Source organism: Halomonas sp. DP8Y7-1 (genome assembly GCF_019801685.1).
GTDB lineage: Bacteria > Pseudomonadota > Gammaproteobacteria > Pseudomonadales > Halomonadaceae > Halomonas > Halomonas litopenaei_A.
In genome coordinates this window covers 417227-435704 of record NZ_JAHVIN010000014.1, presented here as the reverse complement: position 1 = coordinate 435704, position 18478 = coordinate 417227, and the positions used below count along the sequence as shown (strand labels likewise).

Genomic DNA, 18478 nt, shown 5'->3' with positions numbered 1-18478 from the left:
TCAATTGCAAGAATCTGTCGGCCTATGGTGCCTAAGGGTTCGACACTACATGAGCCAGCCTTGTTCAGCCAGCCTGTTGCGACCGACCCAAGGTGTCACTGCGCTGATTTCAGCGAGCGCCACCAGCAGTATACCTCTGCCCCGCCATGAATTTGGCCTCATAGCGAGCACATCTGACATTATCGCAGCATTAGTCGAAAGCTATCGCAGCTGCCTTTCGTCGTCCCGAATCTCGCCGCCACTCGCTAAGACCGACGCCTGTGTCCGGAGCCTGCTACTGGAGCGAGGGCGTGGCAGCCGGCTGCCGCTACCCCTTGAACCCCTGGGCCAGCAAGTACACCTCCCGGGAGCGCGCCCGCGAGGCACCTGGCTTGCGCGTGACAACCTTGCGGAAGGCACCACGCAGCTCCTTCAGGTACTCGTCAAAGCCTTCGCCCTGGAACACTTTCGCCAGAAAGGTGCCCTCGGGACGCAGCGTCTGCCTTGCCAAGTCCAGCGCCAGCTCCACCAGGTACATGGCCTGCGGCTGATCGATCGCCGCCATACCACTCATATTGGGGGCCATATCCGACATCACAAGGTCTACCGGACGATCTTGCAGGCGCGCCAGCAACTCATCGAGCACACTGTCTTCGGTAAAATCTCCCTGAACGAAATCGACGCCCGCCAGGGCATCCATCTCCAGGATGTCCGAGGCGATGACAACGCCACTGTCCCCCACTCGCTCGGCCGCTATTTGACTCCAGCCGCCTGGAGCAGCGCCCAGGTCAATCACCGTCATACCGGGCTTGAGCAGCTTGTCCTTGTCATCCAGCTCAACCAGCTTGTAGCTCGCCCGGGAGCGATAGCCATCCTGCCAACTTTGCTGGACATACTGATCGTCGAAGTGCTCCTTCAGCCAGCTCGCACTCGTCTTGCTGGACGAGGGCTTCTTGCTGGAGGATTTCTTGCTGGAAGGGGGACGAGAGGCTGCCACTACACCACCTGAGAGAAGTTGCCGGGGACGATGTCCTGAAGCGGCTGACCGAGACCAATGGATGGGATGGTCTACAGGCTGCTCCGTTCGGAGTGCCGCTCACCTGGACAGAGAATGACCATGAAGCGCGGTATCGGTTCGGACGACGCCCGGGTCGAAGGCGTATCGATGGGGGTGTCCGGTAAGCGCCGACAGCGATTGAAAAAATGGATGCCGGGGGCGCCATCGACGACAATCGACAGGCGACATCGCTTTCACCGCACGGGGTTTACCCGTACCATGTGCGGTCACGCGCCCAACGGCCAATACGGAATGAAGCAAGATACCATGAGCTTGTCACAGGCACAAAAGAAAGCAATGCGCAGCATCGGCCACCACCTCGACCCGGTGGTCACGGCCTCGGAGAACGGCATTTCCGAGGGCCTGTTGGCCGAGCTCGAACGCGCCCTCAATGACCATGAACTGGTCAAGGTGAAGCTGGCGATTCCCGACCGCGACGACCGCACCGCCGTGCTGGACGAACTGGTCAACCAGAGCAAGTCCGAGCTGATCCAGAAGATCGGCAAGGTCGCCCTGCTGTATCGCAAGAACCCCAAGGCCAACCCGAAGCTGTCCAACATCACTCGCTTCGAGAACCACCACGGCCGCCACTGACAGCGCTAGCCACTGACGGCTACCAGGTCAGCCGCCAAGCGCGGAAGGCGACGGCTCAAGGCCAGCTTTAACACCAAACGACACCGCCCCGCCAGGTTGCCTGGCGGGGCGGTGTCGTTGGAGCGGGAGAGTTGCGCTTAGATGTGCTCGACGCCGGTAATCTCGTACTCGACTTCGCCGCCAGGAGTGCGCACCAGCACCACTTCACCTTCTTCCTTGCCGATCAAGGCGCGGGCAATGGGTGACGTGACGGAGATGCGACGCTCCTTGATGTCGGCCTCATCCTCACCAACGATGCGGTAGGTCACCTCTTCGTCGGTATCCAGGTTCAACAGCTCGACGGTCACGCCGAAGATCACCTTGCCCGTCTTCGGCAACTTAGTGACATCGATGACCTGGGCGTTGGACAGCTTGCCCTCGATCTCTTGAATACGGCCTTCGATGAAGCCCTGCTGCTCACGGGCAGCATGGTACTCGGCGTTTTCCTTGAGGTCGCCATGCTCGCGGGCTTCCGCGATGGCAGCGATCACTGTCGGGCGAGCCTCGCTCTTGAGCTGCTCGAGCTCTTCACGCAGGCGTTGCTCACCGGCGACGGTCATCGGGACCTTGTTCATGTATTCGCTCCTGCATGCAGTTCCTGTAGCCGCCGCACGGTAACGGCATTGCCGTACTCGAGCGCCAAGCAAACGGCACTGGCCCCTGCCAGCGTCGTGGCATAGGGAACCTTGTGGGCGAGTGCGGTGCGGCGGATCACCGAGGAGTCGTTGATGGCCTGGCGGCCCTCGGTGGTATTGACGATATAGGCGATCTCGTCGTTCTTGATGGAATCGACGATGTGCGGCCGGCCTTCGTAAACCTTACTGACGACCTCAACGGGCAGACCAGCCTGTTCAAGGGCTGCCGCCGTTCCTCGGGTCGCACAGAGTGTGAAGCCCAATGTTACCAGAGAACGTGCCACTTCGATAACACCCGCCTTGTCCGGCTCGCGTACCGACAGGAACGCCTTGCGATCACCGGTCAGCGGCGGGATCGCCTCGCCAGCACCCAGCTGAGCCTTGTAGAAGGCCTCGGCAAAGGTCTCGCCAGAGCCCATCACCTCGCCGGTGGACTTCATTTCCGGCGACAGGATCGGATCCACACCGGGGAACTTGTTGAACGGGAACACCGCTTCCTTGACGCTATAGAAATGCGGCACGATCTCCCGCTCGAACCCTTGCTCCTTGAGGCTGACGCCAGCCATGCAGCGGGCGGCAACCTGCGCCAGCGAGGTGCCGATGCACTTGGATACGAAGGGCACAGTGCGCGAGGCACGCGGGTTGACCTCGATGACGTAGATTTCGCCGTCCTGCCAGGCCAGCTGGACGTTCATCAGACCCTTCACGCCCAGCTCGACGGCCATGCGCTTGACCTGCTCGCGCATCTCGTCCTGCACGTCCGCCGGCAGCGAGTACGGCGGCAGCGCACAGGCGGAGTCGCCCGAGTGCACACCGGCCTGCTCCACGTGCTGCATGATGCCGCCGATCACGACCTGATCGCCGTCGGACACTGCATCGATATCCACCTCGACCGCCGCGCTGAGGAAATGGTCGAGCAATACCGGCGAGTCATTGGAGACCTTGACCGCATGGGTCATGTAGTTCTCGAGCTCGCTGGCGTCGTAGACGATCTCCATGGCCCGGCCGCCCAGCACGTAGCTCGGGCGCACCACCAGCGGGTAGCCGATTGCTTCGGCCTTGGAGAAGGCCTCATCGAAGCTTCTGGCGGTGGCATTGGGGGGCTGCTTCAGACCCAGCTTGTCGATCATCTGCTGGAAACGCTCGCGGTCCTCGGCACGGTCGATCGCATCCGGGGTAGTACCAATGATCGGCACACCAGCGGCCTCGAGGGCACGGGCAAGCTTCAGCGGGGTCTGGCCACCGAACTGGACGATCACGCCGACCGGCTTTTCCTTGTCGGCAATCTCGAGCACGTCCTCCAGAGTCACCGGCTCGAAGTACAGACGGTCAGAGGTATCGTAGTCGGTGGACACGGTCTCGGGGTTGCAGTTGACCATGATGGTCTCGTAGCCGTCATCGCGCATGGCGAAGGCGGCATGGACGCAGCAGTAGTCGAACTCGATACCCTGGCCGATACGGTTCGGACCTCCACCCAGCACCATGATCTTCTGGCGGTCGCTGACCTCGGCCTCGCACTCTTCTTCATAGGTCGAGTACATGTAGGCGGTGTCGGAGGCAAACTCGGCGGCACAGGTGTCTACCCGCTTGTACACCGGGCGGATACCGGCATCCTGGCGCGCCTTGCGCACATCGTCCTCGGACACGCCAAGCACCTTGGCCAGGCGCGCGTCACCGAAGCCCTTGCGCTTGAGACGATAGATCTCACGGGCATCCAGCGAGGACAGCGAGCGACTGGCCAGATCCTGCTCAATCTTGACGATATCTTCGAGCTGCACCAGGAACCAGGGGTCGATATTGGTCAGTTCAAAGACGTCTTCCACGCTCATGCCGGAACGCATGGCGTCGGCGATGTAGAAGATGCGCTCGGCACCGGCAGCCTGCAGCTCGCCCTTGATCAGCGCCATGTTGTCAGCGCTGAAGTCGGTCACGATGGGGTCGAGGCCATCATTACCGGTCTCCATGCCGCGCAGGGCCTTTTGCAGAGACTCCTGGAAGGTCCGGCCGATCGCCATGACCTCACCCACAGACTTCATCTGGGTGGTCAGGCGGTCATTGGCCTGGGGAAACTTCTCGAAGGTGAAACGCGGAATCTTGGTGACGACGTAATCAATGGACGGCTCGAACGAGGCCGGAGTGCGCCCGCCGGTAATATCGTTCTGCAGCTCATCCAGGGTGTAGCCCACCGCCAGCTTGGCAGCGATCTTGGCAATCGGGAAGCCGGTGGCCTTGGAGGCCAGCGCAGAGGAGCGCGATACACGCGGGTTCATCTCGATGACCACCATGCGCCCGGTCTCGGGGTCCACGCCAAACTGGACGTTGGAGCCACCGGTCTCGACGCCGATCTCGCGCAGCACCGCGAGAGAAGCGTCACGCATGATCTGATATTCCTTGTCCGTCAGCGTCTGCGCAGGCGCCACGGTAATGGAGTCACCCGTGTGGACTCCCATGGGGTCAAAGTTCTCGATGGCACAAACGATGATGCAGTTGTCGTTCTTGTCGCGAACGACCTCCATCTCGTATTCCTTCCACCCCAGCAGCGATTCGTCGATCAACAGCTCATGGGTCGGAGAGAGCTCAAAGCCACGATGGCAGATTTCCTTGAACTCTTCCTTGTTGTAGGCCACACCGCCGCCAGACCCCCCCATGGTGAAGGACGGCCGGATGATGGCCGGGAAGCCCAGTTCGCTCTGAATCTCCCAGGCCTCGTCCATGCTGTGAGCGATCTTGGCCTTGGGGCACTCCAGACCGATATTCTTCATCGCCTTGTCGAAGCGATCGCGATCCTCGGCCTTGTCGATGGTGTCGGCATTGGCCCCGATCATCTCAACGCCATACTTTTCCAGGACACCGTGACGATCCAGGTCCAGTGCGCAGTTCAGCGCGGTCTGGCCCCCCATGGTCGGCAGCACCGCATCGGGGCGTTCAGCCTCGATGATCTTTTCTACCGCCTGCCAGGTGATCGGCTCGATATAGGTAGCGTCGGCCATGGCGGGATCGGTCATGATCGTCGCCGGATTCGAGTTGACCAGGATGACGCGGAACCCTTCTTCACGCAGGGCCTTGCAGGCCTGGGCGCCGGAGTAGTCGAACTCGCAGGCCTGACCGATGACGATCGGGCCTGCGCCGATGATAAGGATGCTTTTCAGGTCTGTACGCTTGGGCATGGTGCTTCCCGCAAGAAAATTGGACGATGAACCGGAGTCTGGGTGAGCGCCTTAACGACGGCTTTGCATCATGTCGATGAAGCGGTCGAACAGCGGCGCCACATCGCGGGGGCCTGGGCTCGCCTCGGGGTGACCCTGGAAGCTGAAGGCCGGGCAATCGGTACGCTCGATACCTTGCAAGGTGCCGTCAAACAGGGAGCGGTGGGTCGCTCGCAGGGTGTCCGGAAGCGATGTCTCGTCGGCGGCAAAGCCGTGGTTCTGACTGGTGATCATCACATGCCCGGAATCGAGATCCTGCACCGGGTGGTTGGCACCGTGATGACCATGATTCATCTTGACCGTGGCTGCCCCACTGGCCAGCGCCAGCAGCTGGTGACCCAGACAGATACCAAAGACAGGCACCTGGGTGGTCAGAATCTCGCGGATTGCCTCAATGGCATAGTCACAGGGTTCGGGGTCGCCGGGGCCGTTGGACAGGAACACGCCATCGGGCTTCATCGCCAGCACCTCAGCCGCTGGCGTCTGCGCCGGCACCACCGTCAACTTGCACCCGCGGCTGGCCAGCATACGCAGAATGTTGAACTTGACCCCATAGTCGTAGGCCACCACGTGGAAGGGGCGCTCGCCGGCAGCAGCGTCAACGTAGCCTTCGCCCAGCTGCCATTCGCCTTCATTCCATTCGTACGCTTCGCTACAGGACACCACCTTCGCCAGATCCATGCCCTTGAGCCCCGGGAAGGCACGCGCGGCTTCCAGCGCGCGCGCTACGGCGTCATCGCCCTCGGCCTCGCTGCCCGCCAGGATGGCGCCATTCTGGGCCCCCTTGTCGCGCAGAATGCGCGTCAGGCGGCGCGTATCGATATCTGCGATACCGACGACATTCTGACTGGCGAGATAATCGGACAGGCTCTGGGTGGAGCGGAAGTTACTGGCAACCAACGGGAGGTCGCGGATGACGAGGCCCGCGGCGGCGATGCTGGAAGACTCGATGTCTTCGGGATTGATGCCGGTATTGCCAATATGAGGGTAGGTCAGCGTGACGATCTGTCGAGAGTAGGAAGGGTCGGTGAGAATTTCCTGATAGCCGGTCATGGCCGTATTGAACACCACTTCGCCACTGGTCTGCCCGTCTGCACCAATGGCCGTGCCGTGGAATACGCTGCCATCTTCCAGGGCCAATATTGCGGGTTTGTTCAACGCTACGTCCTCCCAAAGCTCGTCAAGGTATCCACGACCGCTGCCACCGCCCGTGACAGCCTGTCGCCAGGCCATTCGGCACCGACCCGGCCCGCCGCATGACAAGCACACGAGGGGCCGGGCCGTAAAAAAGCGGGACGAAACCCGGTGTTTGACCGGTTTCATCCCGCTTGTTGTCATTCGCTCGGAATGCACGGCCGCCACACTACGCCAGCAAGCGTCGTTAAATGCGCTTTCTGGGCGGCACTTTCATGCCCGGCTCGGCCAAAATTTTTGGAATGTTACAGCATTCAGAGGTATCTGACTACCCCCGTTCACGCATCACCCCCAATGCATCAACCCCCGGCAGCCTTTGCCACCGAACGTTGCGACCAGACAGACTTACTCAAGCCCCAGCACATCGTTCATGCCATAGCGTCCGGCATCGCGCCCGGCCACCCAGCGCGCAGCGCGCACAGCACCGCGGGCAAAGGTCATGCGGCTAGACGCCTTGTGGGTGATCTCGATGCGCTCACCTTCCGTCGCAAACATCACGGTGTGCTCACCGACGATATCCCCTGCACGCACGGTAGCGAAGCCAATCTCCTTGGCATCACGGGGGCCGCACTGGCCGACGCGCTCGAATACACCGTGCTCCTTGAGATCACGATCCAGAGCGGCGGCAACCACCTCGCCCATGCGCAGCGCCGTGCCGGAGGGGGCATCCACCTTGTGTCGATGATGGGACTCGATCACTTCGATGTCGTACCCTTCATCGCCAAGCGCCTTCGCCGCGGTTTCCAGCAACTTCAGCGTCAGATTCACACCGACACTCATGTTGGGCGCAAACACCATGGCGACCCGGTCGCGATAGCTGTCGAGCTCGGCCAGCTCGTCATCGGACAAGCCCGTGGTGCCAATCACGATCGCCTTGCCATGCTGGGCGCAGAACGCCAGGTTGGCCAGCGTCACCTTTGGCGCGGTGAAGTCGATCAAGACGTCAAAATCATCGACGATAGCGTCCAGGGAATCGACCGCAGTCACCTCCAGCCGACCGATACCCGCGAGCTCTCCCAGGTCTGCGTTCGTCAGCGAACTGCCCGGCTCAACGATACCACCGGCAAGAGAAGCCGCTTCATCCTGGGCGACGGCGTTGACCAGGGTGCGACCCATGCGACCGGCGACGCCGACAATAGCAATACGAGGGGCGGTTGAACTCATGCAAACTCCAGCGCTGACCAATGATAAAACTGCAAGAAACTTGGCGCAGTATACCAATGCCACACCACAATGCCTTGCCCACGCTTCAATGAGGCCTCCATGTTGCCCAAGCCCTTGCCCCCACTCTGCCTGGCCATCGGACTGATCATCCTGTCGTCGTGGCTCAGCGGCTGCACTACCCAGGTCGCCTCAGCCAACCTTCAGGGTGATGCCCCCGCGCCGGCGGCGCTCGAGTTCTGCGGCACCCTGGCGCTACCCGGCGAATGGCAGCCGCTTGATGATGTCTCGTCAGTGCCCCTGGGCGGGCTGTCCGCCATGGCCTGGGACAGCGATGAACAGCGCCTGTATCTGCTATCGGATCGTGGACGCCTGCACCAGGCGACCCCCGTATTTCGCGATGGCCGGCTGGTTGACCTCACGGCGCTATCGAGCCACCGACTGACGGACCGAGACGGTCGCCGGCTGGAAGGCAAGGCGGCAGACGCCGAGTCTCTGGTGCTGATGAATGACCGCGACAACGTTGCAGGCAATACGCAACTGCTGGTGGGCTTTGAACAGGACCACCGCGTCGAGGGCTTCACCACCACGGGGGTATCAAGCGGACGGATCATACGCTCGCTATTGACGGCCAGCGCTGCTGACAACCAGAGCCTGGAGGCGCTTGCCTGGGTGCCCGGCATCGGTCTGGTCGCGGGACTGGAAGCCCCACCGACCGACATGCCACAGCCTCCCTCCGACGACGTCTCAAGCCGCCATACGCTGCTGTTCAGCCTGCCCGGCGACGACACACCGGTCACCCGCTGGCACTACCCCTTGGCACCTGCACCTGGCAGCGCACTGACAGAGCTACTGACACTCGAAGACGCTGCCAGCACTCGCTCGCCGCGTCTGCTGGCCCTGGAGCGGGCGTTCTCCCCACCTCACCCCCTGACCATCACCCTGAGCCTGATCGAACTGCACCAACCCCCGACCGTCGACGTCACACGTCTTGCCAGCCTGTCTGCAGGAGACGGCTGGCGAATCGACAACATGGAAGGACTGGCAAGGCTGCCAGAAGGCAGCATCCTGATGGTCAGCGACGACAACTTCAGTGCACTTCAGCGCAATCTGCTGAGCTGCTTCCGCCTGCGGCAGGACCTCGCTGACACTCCCCTTCCAGCGGGACCACCAATGTCTAGCGACGGGCCACCAGCAGGTGATGATTGAAGCCCTCTGGCCCCCACAACCAAGCTGACTCGGCATCAGGAAATCGCAACGGCTCGCGCCGGACCTGCGAAAAGCCCACGCGCTGCAGCGTTTCGACCACGGTTCTGCCGGGAATGGCCACATGGTCCACCGGCAACCAGGCAGACCCCGAGCGCACCTGACCCGCCACGCGACTCCAGGGAGCCGGACGCTGCCCCGGCGCCACCCCAGGGTCATAGCGATAGCTGGTCAAGGCTTCCAGCCGCGCCATTCGCTTTGGATCGAACACATAGTCATGGGTGATATCCAGCCACACCAGCAGGCCGCCAGGCTTCAGCGCCTCGAAGAGATTGCGACACGCACGAGCCAACTGCTCTGGATCCTGAATGAAATGAAAGGCAAAGACGCTGACCAGGGTATCGAAGGGCGCCTCGGGCAGGGCTAGCGGCTGATAGGCATCCTCCACACGGAACGTCGTGCCGAGCCCACCATGGCGCTTTCTGGCCAGGGCTATCTGCGCGGGGCTGATATCGACGCCCACCACCTCACTCGCACCCTGACGACGCATATCTGCCGCCAGGTCGCCGTTGCCACACCCCACATCGAGCACCCGCTTGCCGACAACCCCTTCCTCCAGCCCCAGGTAGTGCAGCACCGACCCGGTAAAAATACAGTAGCGGGGATCTTGAGCCAGCTGGTCGTAGCGCTCGGCCAAGGCGTCGGAAAAACCGTCGCCAGATGACGCCATGGCTGGCCCACCCGCATCAGCCACGGAAGAAGAGGGTGCAAATGACTCTGAGTCAGTGGCTGGGCCTTGCTCTGGCTGTCGGTTTGTAAAGGAAGAAGAACAGATACCTGACATGACGAGCTCCATGGCCATAAACGCCGATGAGCCACCTTTACCGCCCGCCAGAGATAACGTCACGTCACATTTAGCTACAAACGCATACGAAAGCGAGATTTGCGCATTACCGCACAACTAACGAAGTGTACTTACCCCATTCGACATCCCGGCTCAGCATCCGTCCTGGGCACTGTGTGGCGCCGTTGGCGCATGTCCCGCCGCAACAGCAGCACAATGGCGGCAACGACCAGCACACTCCCAGGCAACCACAACCAGGACATGCGCGTCGGCATCTGCACGAATAGCAGCCACATCGAGACAAAAGGTACGAGATAGCCATAGGCAGTGACCCCTGCTGGGGTCAGCGTGGCCGTAGCATACTGCTGCAGCCAGAACGTCATGCCACTGGAGAACAGACCGAGATACACCAAGATCCCGAGATCTCTGGAGGTCATCTGTAGCAAAGCGGTCGAATCCCCGGCCGCGACACCCAGCAAGCCGATCAGCAGCGCCCCCAGCACCAGGCTCCACAGCGTTCGCACCCCCGCATGGGGCGACAGCCAACCTCTGGCCAATCCCAGTTTCGACAGCACCGGATACAGCGCAGAAGCGATGCAGCCCAGGAAGAAGACCAGCTCCCCCGTACCTAGGCGCATATTGGCAAAGGACCCCCCTGCCTCGGCCCACGCCAGCGCGATGGCGCCTGCCGCCCCCAGCAACAGCAGCCCCAGCAGCGATAGCGCAGGATCCTCAACGCCCACCAGTCGCCCAAGGCAGTACGCCAGCAGCGGTACGCTCACGAACAAGGTGGCCATGGACAGGGCACTGGTCAGGTGCGCCACCCAGAACATGGCGCCGAAGAAACCTGCCAGACACAGCCCCATCAGCCCATACAGCAGCAGCCCGGGACGACTGGGGCAAAGGCCTGGCGCCCGCCACACCAGCGGCAACACCGCAGCCGCTGCAATCACGAAGCGTAACGATGTCAGCGCAAGCGGCGGCAGTCCTTGACTGAGCAGACCGACGGCAGGGAATGACAGCCCCACCAGCAATGCCCACAACACCATGCCAAGATGGGCAGGCAAGGCGCCAGCCCTCCAGGAAGACCGGGCTAGCGAGCTCATTGGCGCTCCTCCAATGTCAGCAACAGTTGACGCAGCCCATTGGCCAGGGCCTCTGCTTGCTCATCAGCGAGCCCTGAGCGCATCTGTGCCAGCGACTCCAGGTAGGCGTCGAGCAGGCCGGGGATCATGGCTCTACCCGCCTCGCTCAGCCTCACCAGCACGCTTCGGCGATCGCTGGGATGCGTCACCCGCTCCACCAACCCCCGCTCCACCAGGCGGTCGAGGCGATGTGTCATCGCCCCTGAGGTCAGCACCACAGCCTCGCACAGCTCATTGGGTGTCAAACCGTCAGGAGCATCCCGTCGATACAGAGTGGCGAGCAGGTCGAACTCACCCTCTTTCAGGCCGTGCTCGCGAAACACCGCATTCACTCGACGATCCACGTGCTTCAGCACTCGGTAAAGACGCGTAAAAATCCCCATATCCGCGGGATCCTGGGCAGGTAGCGCGCGTTGCCACTCGTCCTGAAGACGGTCTATGGCATCTTTTTCGCCCGCAACACCAATGTTGGCCGAACCTGCCGCTGGACCGATGCCTCTGTTGCCACCTGATGGCCCTGTCTTTGTCTCAGCCTCTGTCATGACCGCTCTCCCTCGCCGCTCGAACAGCTATCTTTATACAAAGTATCTTTACATAAAGATAGATAGTCCGAGCCGTTTTGCCAAGGGACCGTCACCACGTTGCTGTGCCTCGCACTGCAAAGACGGATGACCAGCGACAGCACCAGCTACCTTTTCAGCAACGACATCTCGATCGCACGGGGGAGGTAGCCATGATCATCAACTGCGTAGCCTATGAAGAGGGGCGTCGGCTCTGCGACATTGATGCCAGTGAGGTGGCCGTCCACCTTGCCCACCCCCATCGCTTCGTGTGGGTCGCCCTGCATGATCCGGACGCAGACGAACTGGCCACCTTCCAGGAGGTATTCGGGCTTCACGAACTGGCGGTGGAAGATGCCCTGGCAGGCCACCAGCGCCCCAAGGTGGAAGAGTATGGAGATGCCTTGTTCGTGGTGACCCAGATGATGTCGGCGCTACAGGAGGAGATCCAGTTCGGCCAGCTGGCCATCTTCGCGGGACCTGGCTATGTGCTGTCGGTGCGCCAGCACCACCATCGCGGTTTTACCGATGTCAGGCACCGGTGCGAGCGAGAGCCAGAACTCCTCAAACAGGGGCCGGCCTTCGTGCTGTACGCGTTGATGGATGTGGTGGTCGACCGCTATTTTCCGATTCTCGAGAGCCTGGAGGCAGAGCTTGAAAGCATCGAGGAACAGATGTTCGTCAAAGGCAACGCAAGAACCAGCCTGAAACGTCTCTATCAGCTCAAGCGCAGCATCATGTGCGTCAAGCATGCGGTGAACCCGCTGGCCGAAGCCAGTGCCCATCTATTTGGCGGACGCGTGCCCGCGCTCTGCAAAGGCACCCAGGATTACTTTCGTGACGTCTACGACCACTTGCATCGCATTGAGGCTGCCGTCGACACCATCCGCGAGACGATCACCACCGCCATTCAGGTCAACCTGGCCATGATTGCCATCGACGAAGGAGAGGTGCAGAAACGCCTGGCTTCCTGGGCGGCCATTTTCGCCGTGGCGACCATTCTTGCGGGCGTCTGGGGAATGAACTTCACGCATATGCCAGAACTGGACTGGCGCATGGGCTATCCCATGGCACTGGGGGCCATGGGACTATGCTGCGGCGCGCTTTATCGTCACTTTCGACGAGCCGGCTGGCTATGACACCTTACTGCCAGTGAATGCTCAGCGTCTCCTTGCTGGCCATACGCTCCAGGTGGCTGGCCACCACACCCTGCAAGCGTGCAAGCTGCTCCGCGTCCTGCGCCTCAAGGTCCACCTTGAGCTGCGTCTCTGACGCGCTCATCAGGCACTCGCCACCAGGGAAGACCACTCGCCCCGACGCCGCATCCACCTCGAGCTTGTGCGCCCAGTGCTTGCACAGCCGATTGATCAAGCGCTGCCCGGATGACGTCTCGACGATAGCCTGGGAATCCACCATACTGTTCACCGTTTTTACGAATACGAATACGTCGCAGTAGAATAGCGCCGACTCACGCGCCACGTCAGGCAACGCAGCGTTGCCTTTTCTGCGACGGAAGACACCTGGATCGCCCCCAAGCCATGTATGCAGGGCACTCGGCCGTCCTTCACCACCTGAGAACCCAGTCTCGATGAAACCTTTCATGATGTTTGGCCTAGCGGCCCTGTCCCCGTTCGCGGCTGCGGCCGCCATGGCCGATACCACTACCGTCACGGATGTGGCCGGACGCCAGGTCACCCTCGAGACCCCGGTTGAGCGAGTCATTCTTGGCGAAGGCCGCCAGATCTATCTGCTGGGCGCACTTCAGCCCGACGCTCCCTTTGCAGGCGTGGTGGGATGGCGTGAAGACTTCTCCCAGGCCGACCCGGACAGCTACTCCCGCTACGCCGAGAAGTTTCCCGAGTTGCTGGAGCTGCCGACGTTCGGCGGCTTCAAGGACGGCACCTTTGACGTCGAGCAGGCCGCCTCGCTGTCTCCCGACGTGGTCCTGATGAACCTGGAAGCTCGCGCCGCTACGGAAGACGCAGGCTACGATGACAAGCTGGCAGAGCTCGACATTCCGATTGTCTACGTGGACTTCCGCGAGGATCCGCTGGCGCATACGATCCCCTCCATGCGCCTGATGGGCGAGCTGCTCGGCAAGCAGCAACAGGCCGAGGCCTTCATCGACTTCTCGGAAGAACAGCTGGCCAAAGTGACCGATGTGATCGCGGAAGCGAATCCCGAGCGGCCCAGCGTGTTCATCGATCGCGCCGGTGGCTACTCGGATGACTGCTGCATGAGCTTCGGGCCCGGCAACTTCGGTGAATACGTCGAACTGGCGGGGGGCAGCAACATCGCCGACGGCATCATCCCCACCACCTTCGGCACCCTCAACCCGGAGCAGATCATTGCCGCCAATCCTGACCACGTGGTGGTCACCGGTGGCAACTGGGATGCCTATGTGCCTGGCGGCAACTGGGTTGGCATGGGCCCTGGCGCTGACATGGACGCGGCTCGCACCAAGCTGGAACGGCTGACGCAGCGCACTGCAATGACCGGCATCACTGCCGTGGAGCAGGGTCAGTTCCACGCCATCTGGCACCAGTTCTACAACAGTCCCTACTACTTTGTGGCAGTACAGCAACTGGCCAAGTGGCTCCACCCCGAACTGTTCGAGGACCTGGACCCCGAGGCGACCTTCCAGGAGCTGCACGAGCGCTTCCTGCCCACCGACTACGAGCCCGGCTACTGGATCACTCTGGATGAGCAATGACAGTACGGCGGTCGTCGATCACAGCGGTCGCGACGCCTATCGTTCACTGGTCCTGCGCCGCCAGATCATTCTGGCGGCGCTGGTGGCAGCCCTGGCACTCAGCCTATGTATCGACCTGGCACTGGGGCCAGCCCGCTTCACGCTCGCCGAGGTGGTCGCGGCTCTGCTGACGCCTGACCAGGTCGAGGCACAGGCGCGGGTCATCGTCTGGGAAATACGCATGCCTGTCGCGCTGATGGCCCTGGTCGTCGGTGCCAGCCTGTCCATTGCCGGCGCCCAGATGCAGACCATCCTCAGCAATCCTCTGGCCAGCCCCTTCACCCTGGGTATCTCTGCCGGTGCCAGCTTTGGCGCGGCCCTGGCGCTGGCCTTCGGCGTTGCCATCATCCCGGCAGCACTGGACTACGTCATCCCCATCAACGCCTTTGTCATGGCCATGCTCACGGCGTTCCTCATTCATGCGCTTAGCCTCAAGCGTGGCGTCACTATCGAGACCATCGTGCTGCTAGGCATCGCCATGGTCTTCATCTTCAATTCCCTGATGGCGCTGATTCAGTTCTTTGCCAGCCAGCAAGCGGTATCTGCCGTCGTCTTCTGGACCATGGGCAGCCTGACCAAGGCAACCTGGCCCAAGCTATGGATCGCCCTCGGCGTCTTGCTGCTGGTGGTGCCGCTGCTGGCCCGTCACGGCTGGGCGCTGACGGCGATGCGTCTGGGCGACACCAAGGCGGAAAGCATGGGGCTGAAGCCTCGGCGGCTGCGCCTCGAAGTGCTGGTGCTGGTCTCCCTGCTGGCAGCGGTCTCCGTCGCCTTTGTCGGTACCATCGGCTTTATCGGTCTGGTCGGGCCCCACATCGCCCGCCTGCTGGTCGGTGAGGATCAACGCTTCTTCCTGCCGGGCTCCGCCTTGTGTGGCGCCCTGATCCTGTCCATTGGCTCAGTGCTGTCCAAGGTGATCCTGCCAGGCACGGTCATACCCATCGGTATCATCACCTCGTTGGTGGGAATCCCCTTCTTCCTGTTTCTCGTGCTCAACCATAAGAAGGCCTCATGGTAAGCCTACGTCTTGATCGTCTTTCGGCGCGCTACGGTCGGCGCCAGATTCTTGCCGAGATCACTACCCCGACCTTCCATGGCGGCCAGGTCGTGGCGCTGCTGGGCCCTAACGCCGCTGGCAAGTCGACCCTGTTTCGTCGCGTCTTCGGCGTACTTAAGGGATCCGGACAGGCCATTCTGGAAGGCGCGCGGCAAGATCGCCCGATGGCCTACATGACCCAGGACAACGGCGCCAGCGCAGTGCTGACCGTCTATGAAGCGGTGTTGCTGGCTCGCATGCAAGGGCGCGGCATGAAGGTGCAGCCACAGGACCTGACCCAGGTCGAACGAGCCCTGGCGGAGCTCGGCATCGCCGACCTGAGTGAGCGGGATATCGGGGATTTGAGCGGTGGCCAACGCCAGATGGTCAATGCGGCACAAGCCTTGGTGCAGGAACCCGAGGTACTGCTGCTGGATGAACCCACCTCTGCGCTGGACTTGCACCGTCAGGTCGGGCTTCTGACCATCCTGCGGCGTCTGGCCAGTGAGCGCGAGATGCTCATTCTCGTGGCCATTCACGACCTGGGACAGGCACTACGCTTCACCGACCAGGCCATGCTGCTGGAACAGGGCCGTCTGGTGGCATGTGGTGCCACCAAAGACGTTGTCACCAGCGAGCTGCTGGAGCGGGTCTACCGCGTCAGAGCCAGGGTTGAGCCCTGCTCCATGGGGGTACCGCAACTGATTGTCGAAGACGCTATCTAGGGAAGCGCTAGATTCGCCCGGCTAGCCTACTTCAACGTGTCAGGGCGCCTGCGGCGAAAGCCTAGGCGGCGCCCTTCCATCGCGGCCAGAGCCGCCCCGCCCAGCATCAGAGGCAGCGCCAGCAGAAAGCCCGACGATAGCGGCTGGCCAAATAGCCAGACGTCTGCCAATACGGGCCAGATCAGCGCAATGTATTCAAAAGGCGCCAGTCGCGACACTTCCGCGAAACGCAGCGCCAGGGTCATGCAGATATGAGCCGCGCCACCGAACAGTCCCGACAGGATCAATAGCGTCAGCGTTTCCGTCGGCAGCGCCACCCAACCCAATGGCCACGTCGCCAGTCCCGCCAGGGTGCACGCCAGCACGAAATAGAACGCGATGGCACCAGCGCCTTCAGTGCGCGAGATACGTCGCACCGTCACCAGCGCAGCAGCCGTCAACGACGCCCCCAACACGCCTAACGCATAACCGGATAGCTGGCCGGCCTTGTGGCTGTCACCGATATCCGGGACAACCAGCACGGCGACCCCAGCGACAGCCAGCATCAGCGCCAAGGCCCGCGGAAGGGTGAAGCGTTCCCCCAGCATCACGACACCGCCGATGGCCATCAGCACGGGGGCGAGCTGTGCCAACAGGGTTGCCTCTGCCACCGGCAATCTGGCCAAGGCAGCGAAGGTGGCAAACATCGACGCAGCGCCAAGACTGGAACGCAGCAGGTGGCCACCAGGGCGGCGAGTGGCCAGTCCTTTAGGAAATTCGTGACGCCAGGCCAGGAACACCACGATAGGCAGTAGCGCGAAGGCGGAGCGGAAGAACACCACCTGTCCCAGCGGCACGTCGTCACTCACCCATTTCACGCAAATCAGCATCGCCGCAAACAGCAGGCCGGAGCCAATCCGCAGCACGATGCCCGCAAGCGGCCGGTCCTGATTACCCATGGCTTATGCCTTGGTTAATGCGCAGGCTTATGCCCTGTTTTAAGCGCTGGTTTAAGCCCTGATTCAGGCCCTGGCTCATGTCCTGATCCATGTGTCCCCACGTCCTTTTGTGCCTGTCTGACAAACGCCAACCCCCAGCGCATGGCGCCGGGGGTTGGCGGGTCACATCAGCCCGGGTAGTCCCGGGTCGCTGGCCAGCAGCGACTTACAGCTTCATATCTTCAAAGAACTTCTTCACACCGTCGAAGAAGCTCGACTTCTTCGGCGAATGCTGGGCATTGCTGCCACCGAGGCTGTCCTGGAAGCTGCGGAGCAGGTCTTTCTGCTCTTCGCTGAGGTTAACCGGTGTTTCCACCACCACGCGGCACAACAGGTCACCCGCGGGGCCTCCGCGAACTGGCTTGACGCCCTTGCCACGCAACCGGAACAGCTTGCCTGTCTGGGTTTCTGCCGGAATCTTCAGCTTGACGCGCCCATCCAGAGTGGGCACTTCCAGCTCTCCACCAAGGGCCGCATCAACAAAGTTGATCGGCACTTCACACTGCAGGTGACGGCCATCCCGTTCGAAGATATGGTGCGGCTTGATCGCCACCTGCACGTACAGATCGCCAGGCGGGCCTCCGTTGACCCCAGCCTCGCCCTCACCGTTGAGGCGAATGCGATCACCGGAATCGACGCCAGCCGGAATCTTGACCGACAGGGTGCGGGTCTCGCGCACGCGCCCTTCGCCATGGCACTTGTGGCACGGCACCTTGATGTGCTGGCCGCTGCCATGACAGGTCGGACACGTCTGCTGCACGGCAAAGAAGCCCTGCTGCATGCGTACCTGACCATGACCGTGACAGGTGGGGCAGGTCTCCTTGGTGGAGCCGGGCTCCGCACCATCACCGTCACAGCGCTCACACTCGACGTGACGAGGCACGCGAATGTCCACACTGGTACCGGCCACGGCACTTTCGAGGTCGAGCTCCAGGTTGTAGCGCAGATCGCTGCCGCGCTGCGGGGCGTTGGGGTTGCGACGACCGCCGCCACCGCCAAAGATGTCACCGAAGACATCCCCGAAGATATCGCTGAAGCCGCCAGCCCCGGCGCCGCCGAAGCCACCACCGCCCTGACCGTCGACGCCGGCATGGCCGAACTGGTCATAGGCCGCGCGCTTCTCGCTGTCGGTCAGGACCTCGTAGGCCTCGGACACTTCACGGAATTTCTCCGCCGAGGTGTCATCGTCCGGGTTGCGGTCCGGGTGGTACTTCTGTGCCAGCCGCCGATAGGCCTTCTTGATGTCCTTCTGATCGGCACCGCGCTCGACACCCAGTACCTCGTAGTAGTCTCGCTTGGACATGGGTCTGTCCGCCTCCGTAGCGATCCTCAGCAACACCAACGCGGGAGGCAGGCTCCCGCGCTGGT

17 protein-coding genes are annotated in these 18478 nt (G+C 62.0%); 6 read left to right on the top strand and 11 right to left on the bottom strand.

Going from position 1 to position 18478, the window contains the following annotated elements; genetic code table 11:
- Positions 1–307 precede the first annotated feature (307 nt).
- Positions 308–976 (bottom strand): 23S rRNA (uridine(2552)-2'-O)-methyltransferase RlmE, encoded by a 669-nt coding sequence (rlmE, locus tag KUV41_RS18875; RefSeq protein ID WP_206942483.1) that lies wholly within the window; start codon positions 974–976, stop codon positions 308–310.
- Between the two features lie 327 nt (positions 977–1303).
- On the opposite strand from rlmE, the gene yhbY reads away from it, so the two are divergent.
- Entirely contained in the window at positions 1304–1630 is a 327-nt protein-coding gene (gene yhbY / locus KUV41_RS18870) for a ribosome assembly RNA-binding protein YhbY (protein ID WP_206942611.1), read from the top strand.
- Between the two features lie 137 nt (positions 1631–1767).
- On the opposite strand, the gene greA is transcribed toward yhbY, so the two are convergent.
- The 4 genes from greA to dapB form a co-directional block, all read right to left on the bottom strand.
- Positions 1768–2244, bottom strand: coding sequence for a transcription elongation factor GreA (gene greA / locus KUV41_RS18865; protein WP_206942482.1), 477 nt, complete (start codon positions 2242–2244; stop codon positions 1768–1770).
- Positions 2241–5471: a carbamoyl-phosphate synthase large subunit gene (gene carB / locus KUV41_RS18860; RefSeq protein ID WP_222238022.1), complete on the bottom strand. Its 3231-nt coding sequence runs from the start codon at positions 5469–5471 to the stop codon at positions 2241–2243. Before carB ends, greA begins: the two co-directional genes overlap by 4 nt.
- A 51-nt stretch (positions 5472–5522) precedes the next feature.
- Positions 5523–6668, bottom strand: coding sequence for a glutamine-hydrolyzing carbamoyl-phosphate synthase small subunit (gene carA / locus KUV41_RS18855; RefSeq protein WP_222486987.1), 1146 nt, complete (start codon positions 6666–6668; stop codon positions 5523–5525).
- Between the two features lie 381 nt (positions 6669–7049).
- Entirely contained in the window at positions 7050–7868 is an 819-nt protein-coding gene (gene dapB, locus KUV41_RS18850; protein WP_206942468.1) for a 4-hydroxy-tetrahydrodipicolinate reductase, read from the bottom strand.
- A 99-nt stretch (positions 7869–7967) separates the two neighbouring features.
- On the opposite strand from dapB, the gene KUV41_RS18845 reads away from it, so the two are divergent.
- Positions 7968–9074 (top strand): esterase-like activity of phytase family protein, encoded by a 1107-nt coding sequence (locus KUV41_RS18845; protein ID WP_222486986.1) that lies wholly within the window; start codon positions 7968–7970, stop codon positions 9072–9074.
- Here the strand turns inward: KUV41_RS18845 and KUV41_RS18840 are convergent.
- From KUV41_RS18840 to KUV41_RS18830, 3 genes are all read right to left on the bottom strand, one after another.
- Entirely contained in the window at positions 9043–9801 is a 759-nt protein-coding gene (locus KUV41_RS18840) for a class I SAM-dependent methyltransferase (RefSeq protein ID WP_222486985.1), read from the bottom strand. The two genes, KUV41_RS18845 and KUV41_RS18840, sit on opposite strands and share 32 nt — an antisense overlap.
- A 245-nt stretch (positions 9802–10046) precedes the next feature.
- Positions 10047–11021: a DMT family transporter gene (locus KUV41_RS18835; RefSeq protein ID WP_261396108.1), complete on the bottom strand. Its 975-nt coding sequence runs from the start codon at positions 11019–11021 to the stop codon at positions 10047–10049.
- A complete protein-coding gene (locus tag KUV41_RS18830; RefSeq protein WP_222486984.1) occupies positions 11018–11443 on the bottom strand; it encodes a MarR family winged helix-turn-helix transcriptional regulator in 426 nt (141 codons plus the stop codon). The genes KUV41_RS18835 and KUV41_RS18830 overlap by 4 nt, the downstream gene beginning before the upstream one ends.
- A 350-nt stretch (positions 11444–11793) precedes the next feature.
- Between KUV41_RS18830 and corA the strand changes: the two genes are divergently transcribed.
- On the top strand, positions 11794–12759 hold the full coding sequence (gene corA, locus KUV41_RS18825; RefSeq protein WP_222162150.1) for a magnesium/cobalt transporter CorA: 966 nt from the start codon (positions 11794–11796) through the stop codon (positions 12757–12759).
- 4 nt (positions 12760–12763) lie between these two features.
- Here the strand turns inward: corA and KUV41_RS18820 are convergent, their stop codons facing one another.
- The gene (locus tag KUV41_RS18820; protein WP_206942460.1) at positions 12764–13036 is read right to left on the bottom strand and encodes a DUF2218 domain-containing protein; all 273 of its coding nucleotides are present in this window, start codon (positions 13034–13036) and stop codon (positions 12764–12766) included.
- Positions 13037–13220: 184 nt separating this feature from the next.
- Here KUV41_RS18820 and KUV41_RS18815 point away from each other — a divergent pair, with 184 nt between their 5' ends.
- The 3 genes from KUV41_RS18815 to KUV41_RS18805 are packed head-to-tail and all read left to right on the top strand — an operon-like array spanning position 13221 to position 16133.
- The gene (locus KUV41_RS18815) at positions 13221–14333 is read left to right on the top strand and encodes an ABC transporter substrate-binding protein (RefSeq protein ID WP_409995813.1); all 1113 of its coding nucleotides are present in this window, start codon (positions 13221–13223) and stop codon (positions 14331–14333) included.
- Positions 14323–15390 (top strand): FecCD family ABC transporter permease, encoded by a 1068-nt coding sequence (locus KUV41_RS18810; protein WP_206942458.1) that lies wholly within the window; start codon positions 14323–14325, stop codon positions 15388–15390. Before KUV41_RS18815 ends, KUV41_RS18810 begins: the two co-directional genes overlap by 11 nt.
- On the top strand, positions 15384–16133 hold the full coding sequence (locus tag KUV41_RS18805) for an ABC transporter ATP-binding protein (RefSeq protein WP_222238014.1): 750 nt from the start codon (positions 15384–15386) through the stop codon (positions 16131–16133). The genes KUV41_RS18810 and KUV41_RS18805 overlap by 7 nt, the downstream gene beginning before the upstream one ends.
- Positions 16134–16159: 26 nt before the next feature.
- Here KUV41_RS18805 and KUV41_RS18800 read toward each other — a convergent pair whose 3' ends face one another.
- Both KUV41_RS18800 and dnaJ read right to left on the bottom strand, forming a co-directional pair.
- Positions 16160–17071 carry a DMT family transporter gene (locus tag KUV41_RS18800; protein WP_206942454.1) on the bottom strand — a complete coding sequence of 304 codons (912 nt, stop codon included), beginning with the start codon at positions 17069–17071 and terminating at the stop codon, positions 16160–16162.
- A 205-nt stretch (positions 17072–17276) separates the two neighbouring features.
- Entirely contained in the window at positions 17277–18413 is a 1137-nt protein-coding gene (dnaJ, locus tag KUV41_RS18795; RefSeq protein ID WP_206942452.1) for a molecular chaperone DnaJ, read from the bottom strand.
- Between the last annotated feature and the right edge of the window lie 65 nt (positions 18414–18478).